This window comes from Limosilactobacillus urinaemulieris (genome assembly GCF_014838745.1).
Taxonomy (GTDB): Bacteria; Bacillota; Bacilli; order Lactobacillales; family Lactobacillaceae; genus Limosilactobacillus; species Limosilactobacillus urinaemulieris.
Genome location: NZ_JABUXR010000008.1, coordinates 1 through 13,635, shown reverse-complemented (window position 1 = coordinate 13,635; position 13,635 = coordinate 1). Strand labels below are relative to the sequence as shown.

Genomic DNA, 13,635 nt, shown 5'->3' with positions numbered 1-13,635 from the left:
ACCAGACCGCTAAAGTCATATGACAATAATTATTTAAATTTAAGATAACTTATGCTGAAGAGATTAAATCTCCGCGTTATTTTTTATCCTGCCAATTGAAAATTAGCTTGTAGAGGAGGTAACCAAGCAGGCAGGTAATGATATCGCTGACTGCTTGTGCCCAAATAATTCCAGTATAACCAGCTAGGTGACGTAATATTTCTAAAACTCCCCAATAAATAACCCCTTGGCGAGAAATCGACATCAAAATGCTCCTTGCTCACCCATCCGAGTCCTCGATCAAACCTCTTACTTATCTTTTTTACCGTTTAATACTAATTGAATTTAGTACCGTTATCTTTTGTTAAAATTGGTACATCAATTGCGGAGGTGTAACACTTTGAAAATCAACTGCCATGTCGATAGTTCAATTAAGAATGAACACGCTGAAATCTGGATGCGAAAAATGACTCCTAAACTCGCTGATCTTTTAGAATATTTAAATAACAATGAGCAGGTACTATGGTGTAACTATGATAATGAATTAGTTCCCGTCCATTATCGTGATATTTTTGCCATTCAAACAGCTGATCACGGCTTAGAAGTGGCAACCGCTAATAAACGCTATCAGTATCGGAAAACAATTTCGGTATTAAAAGCGCAATTAACTAATGATTTTGTCGAAGCCTCTAGGAGTGCAATTTTCAATTTTAAGCATATCGATCACTTAGAATTAATGGATAATGGCGCAATTGATGTAATTTTAAAAAATCAACAGCGGATTCCAATTAGTCGTCGCAAAATCAAAAATTTAAAAGCGAGGTTAGGTTTATGAAAAAATATTTCCTTTATGCCGTCAGCGGAGTAAGTGTCGGCGAGTTATTCGGCTTAGTCTTTTCATTGTTCTTTAGTTACTTCTACAACCTTAAAGATTACGTACCATCTGCACCAACTTTCACCGACCATTTTAGCCGGATGTTGAATGCAGTGTTAGTCTCTGTAATTCTCTGGGGGATGATGGGGCTTGTATTCAGCTTTGGCGCATTAATTTTTAATATTGAGGATTGGTCAATTTTAAAACGAACAATCATTAACTTTATCATCTATTATTGTGGATTTACTCCCCTGGCAATTCTAGCGGGATGGTTCCCATTAAACCTAATTAACTGGTTAGTTTTTACCGGCATTTTTGTAATGATTTACCTTATTATGTGGTTTATTAATTTTTACGCGGTAAAGCAGGATTTGAAAAAAATTAATAGGAGGCTTAGGCAATAAGTTTTTAAAATGAACAGCCTGCGTCAGTCTGGCACGAGCTGTTCATTTTACTATCTGTAGAAGCATCTACTATTTTCTCTAAAATTGTGTTAGTCCTTAATAATCTTTTTCCGTTTATTCTTTAGACAACGCCAATAAACCAATCCAGCAGCAATTCCCATGCCAAGCAAAGTTCCGGTTAGACTCCGCCACATCATACTTGATGAAGTGGAAACCGCCGCCCAAATTCCAATAATATAGATCAATAAATTATTCACAACATGCGCGGTAAAACTAGCCCACAAGCTTTTCGCCGCCACAGCAATTAACGTGAAGAACATTCCCATTGCGGTATAAGCAATCACAAGGAAGATTGCATTATACCACGCTGCTTTACCGAGCGACGATAAATGGATTAAGCCGAAAATAAATGCTGTTAGCCAAATCGTTACGGAACGATTAAAAATGCTATCTAGCGCACCAAATATATATCCACGAAAGACGTATTCTTCAACCAATGGGGCACTCACAACTGTCATCGTGAATTGTAACCACCAATTATTCATTGTCGCGACCGATGAATGGAAGCCGGTCTGAGCAATCCAAGAAAATAGGTAGATTAAGACATCCGCCAAGATTGCATATAAAATTGGCCACCATTGAAAACGCCACTTAGCCACTAATGGCAGAGGTTGATGAAATAGGAAATGGTTTAGTAGCCATCCACCAACGATAACAATAATTGGATAAATAACTGTCATTATGATAACTGCCGTGTTTTCTGAGAAATTTAAGTGGTCAGCTACTGCTAGTGGTGCAATTTGACCAATAACTATTAGTACTAGAATCAGGATAATCATAATTAGCGCTTTGACATATTTACGCATGTGGTTTCGCCTCGATTGGATAGTCTCTAAGGTTATTTTAGACCTCAACGGGATCTTATACTGCAACGCCTTTATTTGACCGGATTAAGTTTATATTGCTGATCATATTCCATAAATTTCAATTTTTATTTTCAATAATTAATGCCCCGCAAAAAATGGTTTCTACAATTGTCATTCCAACAGCTAAAATAGTTGGACTAAACGATAAGCCAATGAATAGCGCCAAAAACGGAATAACTATTGAAAACAGTAAGTACACTTTAGACTTATATAACCAGCTAAAGGGCATTAGGTGTGCACCAAAAATTATTGCAATAACCATCGGCATTTTATCTGGAATAGTCGGATAAATCCACATGGCAATCAGCAAATATAATAACTGATTCACCGAAAACAAGACGCCCAAATTTGACAAAGGATTTTCATTATCACTGAAGTTAACTTTCAGTATTTTTGAAATTCCCCATGCCAGCGGTAATAAGATCCCTGTACAAATAAAAACAAATAAGTTCTTAGTCAAGGTTGGCATAGCAGATGAATAAATAAATGCAATTGCAAGCCAAATTATTACAGAAGCAACGATAAAATGCAGCCCTCTTTTTTGCTTAACAGCTAGCTCAAGCCTTTTTTGTTCGAGTTGGGTCATCGCCTGTCCCTCCTTTAATTTTGGTTGTTTAATTATACAATAAGGATAACTAATATTTGTAGCTTGATTACACCAAATTAAAAGCACCATCTTCCAACGCGGAGTTTACGTTTAAAGATGGTGGAGTGATTAAAGTTAATTAATAGAATATTCGGTACTCAGCTATTTTGACTGAGTACTGTTTTTTTATCCCCCTAATCTTCTAAGGCTTTCAACTGGACCCTTAAAGAATACTGACTGATTTATAAACAATATTATTTTGACTAGCTAAGTTGATCTTTCAACAACTATAATCTTCGGTTCTGTTTGTTTCTTAAAAAACACCAATAAACTAATACAGCAGTAATTCCCATACCAAGCAAAGTTCCAGTCAAACTTCTCCACATCATGCTTGACGAAGTAGAAACTGCAGCCCAGATCCCAACGACGTAAATTAAAAGGTTATTAACAAAGTGTGCGGTAAAACTAGCCCTCAAGCTTTCTATGCAATAGAAACTCAACTAATAAATTAGCTAAGAGCATAAAAAAGATCGAAGCTTTCTTAATAAAATAAGTGTTATTTTAGTGTATAATCATTGTTTTAATACATTACAGAAAGGTAAAATTTTATATGGATACCAGATTTACGGATGAATACATAAAAAATAACTTAGCATATGTCGAGTTTGAAAGTGAAGATTTCAAATCATCAGAATTTGATGATGGTGTATACAACACGATCTTAAATTTAAAGATGACAATGGATGAAGATGAAGAACTGAATACCTTAGCTTCAGCAAGATTCTTTATAATAAATGGTGAAGTTGCTGATATTGTCGAGGCTGCAGATAGTGAGTCAGGTGACTTGTATTTTGTGGCTGAAGCTATGGTGGATGACTTTAAAATTAGTCAGGATAGTTCCATTGCCATTCTAGATGAGTACAATTTATTTTCTTCAAAAGCATCTATTTTAAGTAAAAAACTATTATTTGAAAAATACATATTACCTTATTTTCAAGACAGAAGAGTTGATTACATTGGTTTTTGCAATGCTGGCTTTGAATTTACAGATAATAGTACTCATCAACAACTGATAGAAGAACTTTTTGATGACATGGCAATTATTAATAGCAAGAAAGCAGGTAATGATGACTGGAAAAGTATAGTTAATTTAATAGACATTAATTATACTAAAGAATTTGAAAGCAACTTGAATTTAGAAGAAATTTCGAAGAATAAGATAAATAAGTCAGCTAGTGTAGTATTAGAAATCGATCCTTTTTTAGAGGAATACAAGAAAGAAACTGGCAAAGACTTGCCAAAAGACTTTGAAGATCAATATAACGAATATATTTTTAACGATGGTAAATGCATAAGAGATAACGTAAAAGAATGTGTAATAGACGTATATAAGTTTAAGAAGAATATTTATTATTCTGAAGATGGTAGGAGAATAAATATTACCAACGAAGATAAAAAAGAGATGGGCGTTTTTCAAAATATTAGGAAAAGGTTTGAAAATATAGAAGCTCTGTATGATAGGGTGACTTCTTCATATAAAAATTTGACTAGTGAGTTCATATCAAAAAATATAGCAACTAATCCTAATGTGACAGTAGGCGCTTTTATTGCTGACGGAAATATGTTTATTGATTATTTAGAACAAAAATGGTTAGCAAACTATGTTCCTGAATTCAAAAATATTTGGAAAAATATATGTACTTACATTTATGATAACAATTTAGGATATAGGCTTTGTTATAATCTTAGAAATTTTGATCAACATCCACAAAATCATGCAGCTAGTCAAATCATAAACGAAGTTATCGAAGAAATTGATAGCAATAGATTCGAATACTATTTAAATATTCCAGGATTTTATAAGGATAGACAAATAAAAAATAAAATGGAGAAAGAAGCAAAGAAAGAAACGGAGAAAAAAGCAAAGAAAGATCTTTCCTATTTACAAAAAAATGGAAATAATTGATTTTCTAAATATGCTCGAAATTACATAATTAATATAACACTACTGTATAATTTAGCATTAACACAATTTTTCAATAAAAATGTCGAAGAAATAAAAGATGTTTACAGTTACCTATATCGACATAATTTTAGTAAAATTATAATAAAATCAGTTGATGATCGAAATAAAAAAATTATTGGGACTAGTTACGCAGATGATATAGTTACAACGTTAGATATCGATGATTTTTTACATCGTTTTGAATCTAAAGGAATTATTAATGATCAAAATATTCTAGATATTAGGAATGGAAATCCCGATACATATAATTCGTATTTGACTTCAAATCAAATATTAGAAAATGTTATAAAAATTCGTTTCTCACAAAAGTAATAATATAGTTTAATATTCTCAACTGAAGTACGAGACACCAGACAAAATTGAAATATTATGTTACTAAGACATGATTGGGGTTATTCACTCAAGATCATGCCTTTACTTTTAAAGTCATTCTAATATTGTTAAATTATAGAATACTGAGTATGAATTTTGAAAAACTATTTTAATTCATTGATACATTTGAATGGCAAATACTTTCGGTAACTGAAAGTATTTCTCACACAGGAGATGTTGTCTAATTAACTTACCTTATGAGACATATTAAGCGCAAAATGATAAACTACTATATCAATTTTAGAGCTTAGGATCGGTAGTAAATGTTAACTTACGTCAAACTTCAAATCAGTAGCCCATTTAAGCGATACCTTTAACCCCAGCAATACATTAATTTATATTTAGAAATTCAAAAGCGCCTCACAATCGCTAAATTTTCTGCCTAGCAATTATAAAGCACATTATATAAGAGTCGTTTTTTAAATTTTAGTATTTATAAATAACCTAAGATTAATTCAGAACGAAAATAATCGTTCTAAACTTTTTTGTTACCCTAAAGATGAAGCATATGACATTAAATCTTTCTTCATTCTAATACCAATCGTGTTCGCTAACTTTAAATTATTTCTAAACATCATTGATCTGAAGTACATCTAAAACCTGAGCATCAGTATTAACTTTGCACGACAGGTTCTAAACATCATTGATCTGAAGTACATCTAAAACTGTGGTGACCGGTGATCGCGCTGAATCATTGTTCTAAACATCATTGATCTGAAGTACATCTAAAACTACATGAAGAATGGTGATAAGGAAATCGACGTTCTAAACATCATTGATCTGAAGTACATCTAAAACTGGTATGTCAATGTATATTAAGTCACGTTGGTTCTAAACATCATTGATCTGAAGTACATCTAAAACTGCAAAGGGGCATAAAAGGGGAATATTATTGTTCTAAACATCATTGATCTGAAGTACATCTAAAACTTTATATGCTCCCTTGTATTTTGCTGATAGGTTCTAAACATCATTGATCTGAAGTACATCTAAAACTTTGCTTTTCTCCTGCCGCTTCGATTCATTGTTCTAAACATCATTGATCTGAAGTACATCTAAAACCATCAAATTCTAATTAATGAAAGAAATGTTTTAGAGCTTCCAATCAATGAAGTCTTGATCTATAAAGAGAAAGTTACTTTCTTGATAAAAAGAACGTTCATTAATTTCTGAGAATTCTATTAATAAAAGCGGAATATTCAATCTTTTAACTTCCGTTTGCAATTCATAAAACTCAGACTTACTTAAGTAATTAGCAACATTACAAAAACAGACAATACTTTTTAAATTGCATTCTAGATGTATTTTAAGATCTGAAGCAATTATATCATATGGTCCCATCTCATGTTCTGCTGATAATTTAATTTGGCTATAAGATAATAGTCTTTTTAAGTCACCATCATAACTAACTTCAATTGGTAAATCTGTCATAAAAAGTGATTTTTGAAGTACCGTAAATAACTGTTGCGCTTGCTTGTCAACTTTTTCATGATATTCTAATGACATATTATCAATTTCTGCTTTAATAATATCTTTAGAATATTTTTCATATAGTTTATGATTCACCAATAACTCTGAATCTAAATCAATCATTTTAGTTACTTCTAAAGAATTATATGAGTCGTCAACAAACTTTACTGATTCATTAAAGTCATTTAATCCACCCATAATTTCATTAAAAACAACCGGTGTATTCGTTGCAATAACAGCAATTTTACCGGGATTAAGAGAAACTGATTTGTGGCTATTATAAGTAACCTTCATAAAATTACCGTCCTTCCTGAGTAATTTCTAACATCTTTTTTCTCTTTACCTAAAAGAAAATGCATATCATTATATTGTTTCTCGGTTAGCATTAGTGACTGGATAACACCTTCTTCAGGAAGAAATTGGCCTACCCTTTTCTCAATAAATCCCGCCGATTGTCTACTAACACAGACCCGAACGTAAACCGAATATTGGATCATTGTGAAGCCCTCATTAATTAATCTTTTTCGAAAATTGCGGTATGCTTTTCTTTGTTTACTTGTTTCAACTGGTAAATCAAACATGATTAATAAGCGCATTATTTGGTACCTCATGGTTTAACTCCGTTTCTAAATTAATTACTTTAGTTATTCCGCTAAGGTAATTCAAACAATCACCAACATACTTACTCAAGGCATTCCGTAATAAGGTTTTCTTTCCACAATAGGTAATTTCAATATTTAACGCATCAACTAACCCATATTTCACATCTGGAGTTAATTCCGTAAAATTCTGATTAGCTACCCAATAATCAATAACTGGACGAAACGGTTCCATAAGATCAGAACCTAAATTAAACTGGTTCTCATTACTTCGATGATGGATTCCTAATGTTGTCAGATAGCCTTTTTCGACAATTTCTCGATTAACAATTGACAATAATATTGAATAACCATAATTTAGTGCTGCATTAACTGCGGTCCCAGTTCTTCTAGAAAATTTCTTATTTTCAAATAATAGTGGGAAATATTTTCTAGCAACGGTTGCTTCACGATTAGTCAAGTCATTTATTTCTAGCTTATCTAATTCATTCTCAAATTCTTTTACAGGATGTCCGTAAATTTCTAGTACTTGAATTTGATTTTTTATTTTTTGATAAATAATCTTTGTCCATAAAAGCTCCCGTACTTCCTGTGACCAACTGAACTGTGTTTCTAACAAGTCAATTGTTCGATTATTCGGATAATAATTATTAATCTCACAACTCGGTTGCATATTTTTATCGACAAAGATAATTTTTGTATTTTGATCAGCTAATTCGCTAATCAAGGCAGTAGTAATAACAGCTTGGGTAGTAGATATCAATAATAATTGGATATCTTCTATCGGTACCTGACTTATCCCATCCCTTGTTTGCACCACCATTAAATTTGATGAATATGATAATTTTGCATGCTGACTAATTATGACGGAACGCCATCCCATATTTGTCATCTCCATTTTTCTTTGGTAAAATAATTATGTCGGTTAGCTACCGGCACTTTAAACATCATTGATCTGAAGTACAGAGTTAAAATCAAACAGTACATTTTGTACAGAAGTTTCAATTTTTGAGTCAGTTATCTGACCAATACATAAGCAAAAGGGAAATCGTTCTAATGAGCGATTTCCCTTTTCTAATATCTATTTAATTAAATCGCTAATTCTTACCTCTCGCTGAAAAAGTGCACTTGGAGAGAGGTATGCTAACTTTGCATCTTTTGAAATTAATATACCTTGAGATGATTGCAACATTCCAAATGGTGTTTTTATCCCAATTGACTTCAAATTTCCCTTGACAGGATCATTATGAAGTCCCATTAAAACATTCCTCAACACCTCTACCTTACCCTCTTCTTTTTTTGTAGCTCCATCATAAACTGGTAATACTGGTAAGGATTCAAATTTATCCCTCCCCTTTTTAAGACCAGTTCTAAATTTATTCTTATCATAAAGTGGTAAGTATTGATTAACCCTATTCAAGATTTCATCATAGACAAGCATTAATTGCTTATTCTGTTCTTCAATTGCGTCGTTACTTTTAGTAAAATCTGTAGCAAGAATCTTCATTGAATTGTTAGAAAGAACTAATTGCCGAGCATTATATTGGTAAGTAGCGCTCCCCAACGTGTACTTTAATTGACCATCAATTATTAATTGTCGATAGTTGACCTTAGGAATCAAAATATCAAATTGAAGATATTCTTTCTTCTTTTTGCCATTTTTCCGATTTACCTTAATTTTGGCAGTTTTCTCAGCCAATACCCTATGTAATTCTTCTAAATAACCATCATTATTTTGCTTTACTAATTTGTTTAATTTTGCGAGTGCTCGCATTGGTACACCAACAACTTTAAATTTATCCTCCTTCTTCCCCTTTATCCGAATAATTGACATATATGCATCCTTATTGCCACTATATCCCCCATAAATTTGGGTTGATTTACCATTTTTAATTGGGATTAGGGTTTTATTTGATTTAGCAGGATAAATAGTTTGATCAAACATTGCTCCAGAATTTGTATACGTTTCTTGAGAGATTAGCATATATTTAAAGCTATATACCCGTTTGATTTGGCTAATCAATTCTGAGCGCTTGCCAATAATCTCACCAGTACTTTTATTAACAATGTTTTCCTGATTAGATGAAGTTAAATCATATAAGAAATTAAAGCGATTAAATTTTAGATTAGTTTTAACGTTTTGATCAAAAAAGCGCTGATACTTTCCATATACGAAATATGACTGAAGTGTTGAATAACGATTATAAAGATATTGTCCCACAAATGCACTTAAATACCCATCTACAGCGTGATGATAATCGTTGACTTCCCGATTCTTATAGAGGCTAAATGATTCACGCATTTGGTGGTTCAAATTAGCCTTAACCTCAATAATCTGCGTTCCAGCATTTGAATAACGACTAGAAAGAATATTAGCTGCTAGTTTTATTACCTGTCTAGTCTCAACTAATTGACGATTAATAAAGCCATTTGCCTTATATTTATCAATTGCATCTGGATTAGTTACTAAATTTTCATATTTCCGCTTACTAATTAAATGATGATCTTTTAACTTATTCCAGAAAGGCTTCATCCTATTGCCAAATAATTTTAGTGGAACATTGTTAGATTTACCATTATTGATAGCACGACTTACTAAAACCCTATTATCTAAAGAATCATCTTTGATAAAAGCTTGGGGAAGAATATGATCAATATCATAACGTGATGAAATTTCGTCAATATTAATTGTTTCACCAGTGTACATATCTCTACCTAACTGAGTAAAGTACAAATATAATCGGTCATCCAAGTCCTTTATATTACCAAGTTCTTTTCTTACTCTTTCGTTTTGAACTAACTCTTTAGCGGTACTTTCATAAATTTGCTTCAATTGTGCTAACCGTGATTGAGTTCTCCGTGAGAATTGATCTTCACGAGCAAACTCGATAGAAATAAATTTAGGTGCTTTTCCTGCAGCCCTTACAATATCATCTACAACCTTGATTACTTGACGAATTGCCTTTTTGTTTTGCGGAGAGGTATATGCATCAGCTAGTACCGATTCATAATCCTCTCCTTTTAACTGATCTTGATTTTCATTTTTTATTTGTTCAGCAAATACAGGTTCATTAATGATTTCCATAAAAGTTTTTGAGGTATTCCACATAATATCAATAATAGAATTATCATTTTGATCTTTAAGCTCAGATAATAATCTCATCGATAAGCGTCCCCAACCACGATATTGTTTGGCAACCAGTTCTGTAATTTGCGTGTCACTTAACCATTTCTCTTCACAAAGTTTCTCCTTTAAAATTTTCTTGTCTTCAAAAACGGTAATCCATTCAATAATCTTTTCAAACTTGTTTGGATCATTAAGCTGTGATCCAAAGACGGTTTTTAAATCATTAAATGTTGCCAGCGAAGAATTAAACTTAGCAGGATCTGATAAGCCACTAATAATTGGATTAGTAGGAATTCCCTTGGACTCAAGGTAATTCACTAATTGTTTTCTAGTGACTCTTTTATGGTCTTCAAATAAATCATGATAAATATCTTGTTTTAAACCAACGCTTAATTTACGGCCATTAACTCTGATTATGTTAAGTTCACTTAATACTTTATACCGTTCATATAGCAAACTATGAGCTGGTAAAACTGCTTCACCTAATAAATAAGTATCCTTAGTCGTCATCCGCTTAATGAACTTATTTGCGGATGCCATGCGGTCAACTTTCTCATCAAAATTCCAAGGAGTTATTTTTCCTTCACTCTTTCGAATCATCCAAGCAAAATCAGCATCTGATGTCTTTTGTTGCTCTTCTTCCGTAATTAGTGGCCCCACATAATATGGAATCCTAAAGGCAACTAATTCACTAATTTTGTATTTTGCTTTACGACGTCGTGCTTTATTAGGATTTAACTCCGCAAGCCAAGGGTAATATTTACTCTGATTGTCAATAATCTGGTTTAATTCTTTAAGATGTAACTGATATGGAATAACACCATTTTGGTTAGTTCGTTGCTTAGGCATAAATTGATTATTTGCAATTAATTCACTAATCTCACTGGCTAATTCTGAATCATTTAATTGACGTTTAATAACCTTATAGAATTTCTCTTGCGTGAGCTTCTTAGAAGAATTATTCCCAATATAGGCGGCATATGCATCCATTATCTTTCGATAAGGCCCGCGCTCTAAGGATTGAGCATACTTTTTCAATAGTTTTAAGTGTTCTTTATGATCACTATACTTTTGAATCATTGATTCACTTAAAGTCATACCACTAGGTACAATATCATTTAAAGCAAGTTGCGAATGAAGTTTTAAAAGAATATTCAAAATTTCTAGCTGTTGTTCATTTAGATTAGTAATTAAATCTTCCAAAATTTCGTCAATATTTTCAGCATTAAAGCTAATTTTCCATTTACTTTTATCTTCAGTAACTACTTTTAAAACACTAGCTAAATCAAATTTATAACCTAGCACAGCCTTACTAATTTGCTTAGTAATTGTGTTATTAACTTTATCAACCATCTTATCTTCAGACTTAACAAAGAGAAGTTTTGCAATTGTCTTCTGCTTATCTAAATTACTTATACTATTATCTAATAAATTATGAGCTACTTCTTCAATATTATCTTTATTTAACTGAAACAGCTTAATTGGATCTAATTCTAGGTAAGCTTCATTAACAACTGAAAAATCCCGAGAAAAATCAATAGAGTCAGTATTAAAATCATCAACTGCCATATTATATAGAAAATTACCACGATATTTTACAATATGATGAATAGCTAGAAAAATTTCACGAAGATCGGATTTTCCTTTGTTTTTCATCAAATGATCTCGTAAATGGTAAATCGTTGGAAAATCTTCATAAAAACTACTATCGGTTCTTTTAGGGAATAGTAGAGAATTAGTAAATTGCTTTTGACTATCCTTTGGAGATAAATTTGATTCCTTTAGTCTAGCAAAGAAGGTCGGATCAACTTCTGCCATATACGGATCAAATATTTCTTCTAACAAGGCTAACCGCCATTTTCGTCTTTTAAGTCGCCGACGGGTCGTCCGATAACTACGTCGTTCAGCCGCAGTTTCACCTTCCTTAAATAAGTTAGCACCAATGACGGTTTTCCCTTTCAACCTGATCGGCTTATAGTCCTTACCAATTGCTGAAAAGCCAACCGATGTTGCCCCGATATCGAGACCAATTGAATATTCCTTATTATACATTTTAATATTCTTCCTCCTTGGTTAAGTAATTTAACTATATCACAAGAGAATGAAAGCGAATACTATCACTAATATGTTTCATTATAGAGAGTGTCCTAATTTAATATCATTTCTTGATGAAGTTAAATGTTTTAAAAATTAATTGTAAAAATTTACTTCACTACGTCAAAAAGGTCACTGAGAACTTATTAAAATAAGTATAATTCTCAAATTATTACGTCTTTAAATAGTAAGGCCAAAATTTGAGGTGATAGCATTGAAAGAACAAATTAGCATTCAGGATGATTATGTTTTCGGTAGTGTGATGAGTAATGCAAAACTTTGCCGTCATTTAATCCAACTGATATTACCTGAGTTGAATATTAAACGGATTGAATTTCCAACATTACAAAAAGCCGTTCAGGAGGATCCTCATAGTCACGGCGTTCGTTTTGATGTTTATACTGAGGATCAAAATGCAATTTATGAAATTGACATGCAGGTACGACATACAAAAGGATTACCGAAACGAGTACGGTACTATCAAGGACGGATTGATGCTGAATTATTAAATCATGGTGATCAATATGATTTAATGAAACGAACTTACGTCATTTTTATTTGTCCTTTTGATCCATATAATAAAGGCTTATATAAGTACGAATTTCGTAACTTCTGCGTTAATGCTAAAGAGTTAGAAATGCAAGATGGGCGCACAGCAATCTTTCTTAACACAAAAGGTTACCGAAATGATGTTTCAAAAGACTTGCAAAATTTTCTTCATTACGTAGATAATAAAGATGTAAAAAATGATCGTTATGTAGACGAGCTACAAGACTATATCGGCCAGCTTAGCCAAAATAGGAAATGGAGGAACGGTTATATGGATAATAAAACTCATATGATGTTTCACGATGAAGATGTCCGTCAAGAAGGTCGTCAAGAGGCTATTCAACAAATGATCACACTGACTCGTCAGTTAGGAGTTTCAGAAGAACAATTGAAGCAAAAAGTTCAGGAACAGTTTAAGTTATCTGATCAGGAAGTTGATAAATTATTTAAGTAAATAAAAGCACCATCTTTCAACACAAGCTCCATGTAGCATTGAAAGATGGTGAAGTGGGTATACACTTTCTGGTATTGATAAAAAATCAATGCCAGTTTTTTTGTACACAAAAAGGACAACTGCTGTCCTCGTGTTGTACAATCAATTCACCACAAAAATCATGTAAAGAAGGTTA

General features: G+C 32.4%; 11 protein-coding genes and 1 CRISPR repeat array. Of the genes, 4 read left to right on the top strand and 7 right to left on the bottom strand.

Annotation, left to right across the window (positions count from 1 at the left end; translation table 11 throughout):
• Positions 1-76: 76 nt before the first annotated feature.
• On the bottom strand, positions 77-244 hold the full coding sequence (locus tag HUK45_RS05175) for a hypothetical protein (protein WP_191911403.1): 168 nt from the start codon (positions 242-244) through the stop codon (positions 77-79).
• A 135-nt stretch (positions 245-379) separates the two neighbouring features.
• Between HUK45_RS05175 and HUK45_RS05170 the strand changes: the two genes are divergently transcribed.
• Positions 380-814: a LytTR family DNA-binding domain-containing protein gene (locus tag HUK45_RS05170; protein WP_191911402.1), complete on the top strand. Its 435-nt coding sequence runs from the start codon at positions 380-382 to the stop codon at positions 812-814.
• Positions 811-1,257, top strand: a complete 447-nt coding sequence (locus HUK45_RS05165) for a DUF3021 domain-containing protein (protein WP_191911401.1) — start codon at positions 811-813, stop codon at positions 1,255-1,257. The genes HUK45_RS05170 and HUK45_RS05165 overlap by 4 nt, the downstream gene beginning before the upstream one ends.
• Before the next feature lie 89 nt (positions 1,258-1,346).
• Here HUK45_RS05165 and HUK45_RS05160 read toward each other — a convergent pair whose 3' ends face one another.
• Together HUK45_RS05160 and HUK45_RS05155 are read right to left on the bottom strand one after the other, a co-directional pair.
• Complete coding sequence (locus HUK45_RS05160) at positions 1,347-2,123, bottom strand: CPBP family intramembrane glutamic endopeptidase (RefSeq protein ID WP_191911400.1); 777 nt, start codon at positions 2,121-2,123, stop codon at positions 1,347-1,349.
• Positions 2,124-2,241: 118 nt separating this feature from the next.
• Positions 2,242-2,769 (bottom strand): DUF7010 family protein, encoded by a 528-nt coding sequence (locus HUK45_RS05155; protein ID WP_191911399.1) that lies wholly within the window; start codon positions 2,767-2,769, stop codon positions 2,242-2,244.
• A 610-nt stretch (positions 2,770-3,379) separates the two neighbouring features.
• On the opposite strand from HUK45_RS05155, the gene HUK45_RS05150 reads away from it, so the two are divergent.
• Positions 3,380-4,735, top strand: a complete 1,356-nt coding sequence (locus HUK45_RS05150; RefSeq protein ID WP_235972019.1) for a hypothetical protein — start codon at positions 3,380-3,382, stop codon at positions 4,733-4,735.
• Between the two features lie 996 nt (positions 4,736-5,731).
• Positions 5,732-6,230: direct repeats of the CRISPR family, unit length 37 nt; unit sequence GTTCTAAACATCATTGATCTGAAGTACATCTAAAACT.
• A 29-nt stretch (positions 6,231-6,259) separates the two neighbouring features.
• On the opposite strand, the gene csn2 is transcribed toward HUK45_RS05150, so the two are convergent.
• The 4 genes from csn2 to cas9 all read right to left on the bottom strand — a co-directional run bounded on the left by csn2 (position 6,260) and on the right by cas9 (position 12,415).
• Positions 6,260-6,931, bottom strand: coding sequence for a type II-A CRISPR-associated protein Csn2 (gene csn2, locus HUK45_RS05145; protein ID WP_191911398.1), 672 nt, complete (start codon positions 6,929-6,931; stop codon positions 6,260-6,262).
• The gene (cas2, locus tag HUK45_RS05140) at positions 6,928-7,233 is read right to left on the bottom strand and encodes a CRISPR-associated endonuclease Cas2 (protein WP_191911397.1); all 306 of its coding nucleotides are present in this window, start codon (positions 7,231-7,233) and stop codon (positions 6,928-6,930) included. The genes csn2 and cas2 overlap by 4 nt, the downstream gene beginning before the upstream one ends.
• A complete protein-coding gene (gene cas1 / locus HUK45_RS05135) occupies positions 7,211-8,119 on the bottom strand; it encodes a type II CRISPR-associated endonuclease Cas1 (RefSeq protein WP_191911469.1) in 909 nt (302 codons plus the stop codon). The genes cas2 and cas1 overlap by 23 nt, the downstream gene beginning before the upstream one ends.
• A gap of 198 nt (positions 8,120-8,317) precedes the next feature.
• Positions 8,318-12,415 carry a type II CRISPR RNA-guided endonuclease Cas9 gene (gene cas9 / locus HUK45_RS05130; RefSeq protein WP_191911396.1) on the bottom strand — a complete coding sequence of 1,366 codons (4,098 nt, stop codon included), beginning with the start codon at positions 12,413-12,415 and terminating at the stop codon, positions 8,318-8,320.
• 247 nt (positions 12,416-12,662) lie between these two features.
• Between cas9 and HUK45_RS05125 the strand changes: the two genes are divergently transcribed.
• On the top strand, positions 12,663-13,460 hold the full coding sequence (locus HUK45_RS05125) for an Rpn family recombination-promoting nuclease/putative transposase (protein ID WP_328797160.1): 798 nt from the start codon (positions 12,663-12,665) through the stop codon (positions 13,458-13,460).
• Positions 13,461-13,635: the final 175 nt, after the last annotated feature.

Excerpts from the sequence above, each read along its gene's own strand:
- HUK45_RS05175 (WP_191911403.1), bottom strand. The coding sequence starts at position 244 with ATGTCGATTTCTCGCCAAGGGGTTATTTATTGGGGAGTTTTAGAAATA.
- HUK45_RS05165 (WP_191911401.1), top strand. The coding sequence starts at position 811 with ATGAAAAAATATTTCCTTTATGCCGTCAGCGGAGTAAGTGTCGGCGAG.
- HUK45_RS05160 (WP_191911400.1), bottom strand. The coding sequence starts at position 2,123 with ATGCGTAAATATGTCAAAGCGCTAATTATGATTATCCTGATTCTAGTA.
- HUK45_RS05155 (WP_191911399.1), bottom strand. The coding sequence starts at position 2,769 with ATGACCCAACTCGAACAAAAAAGGCTTGAGCTAGCTGTTAAGCAAAAA.
- HUK45_RS05150 (WP_235972019.1), top strand. The coding sequence starts at position 3,380 with ATGGATACCAGATTTACGGATGAATACATAAAAAATAACTTAGCATAT.
- csn2 (WP_191911398.1), bottom strand. The coding sequence starts at position 6,931 with ATGAAGGTTACTTATAATAGCCACAAATCAGTTTCTCTTAATCCCGGT.
- cas2 (WP_191911397.1), bottom strand. The coding sequence starts at position 7,233 with ATGCGCTTATTAATCATGTTTGATTTACCAGTTGAAACAAGTAAACAA.
- cas1 (WP_191911469.1), bottom strand. The coding sequence starts at position 8,119 with ATGGGATGGCGTTCCGTCATAATTAGTCAGCATGCAAAATTATCATAT.
- cas9 (WP_191911396.1), bottom strand. The coding sequence starts at position 12,415 with ATGTATAATAAGGAATATTCAATTGGTCTCGATATCGGGGCAACATCG.